The sequence below is a fragment of the Streptomyces sp. NRRL WC-3549 genome, from assembly GCF_000721935.1.
Lineage (GTDB): Bacteria > Actinomycetota > Actinomycetes > Streptomycetales > Streptomycetaceae > Streptomyces.
Genome location: NZ_KL585422.1, coordinates 27970 through 28552, shown reverse-complemented (window position 1 = coordinate 28552; position 583 = coordinate 27970). Strand labels below are relative to the sequence as shown.

At 75.3% G+C, this 583-nt stretch carries 1 protein-coding gene and 1 pseudogene; one reads left to right on the top strand and one right to left on the bottom strand.

The window, feature by feature from the left end; translation table 11 throughout:
* Positions 1-31 precede the first annotated feature (31 nt).
* Positions 32-424, top strand: a pseudogene (locus tag IH13_RS0126295) (substrate-binding domain-containing protein); the annotation flags it as partial.
* Between the two features lie 11 nt (positions 425-435).
* Here the strand turns inward: IH13_RS0126295 and IH13_RS42800 are convergent.
* Positions 436-583: DUF6986 family protein (locus tag IH13_RS42800; RefSeq protein ID WP_420713397.1), on the bottom strand; the 148-nt coding region annotated here is incomplete at its 5' end.

The following is a 583-nucleotide window of genomic DNA, read 5'->3' as shown; positions in this document are numbered from 1 at the left end:
GCCTTGCCAGCCCGCTCAGAGATGTGTATAAGAGACAGCGATGGCCGACGCCGGGATCACCGTCGAGGACGACTGGGTCTCGCTCGGCCCGACCGAGCCCGCCCGTGTCCGGGCCGCCGCCGAGACCATGCTGGCGGGCCCCGAGCCGGTGACCGCGCTCTTCGCGGGCAACAACCGGGTGACGGTGACCGTCGTCCGCGTCCTCGCGGAGTGCGAGCGCCGCATCGCCCTCGTCGGCTTCGACGACATCGAACTGGCCGACCTGCTCGGCATCACCGTGGTCTCCCAGGACGCCGCCGCGGTGGGCCGCATCGCCGCGGAACACCTGTTCCGCCGCCTCGACGGGGCCGGGCACCCGCCGGCCAGGGTGGTGCTGCCGGCCCGGCTCGTCGCCCGGGGCTCGGGCGAGCTCCCGCCCGCCTGAACCCCCTGGCCCTACGGCGCCGTCACCGTGAGGCCGCCCCGGCGGGGCGAGGCGAAGCCGTCGAGGTCGGCCCGGGTGAGACCGGTGAGCCGGGCGACCTCCGCGCTGTCCAGGGCCCCGCAGTCGACGCCGCGCAGCAGATAGCCGCTGAGGGCCTTG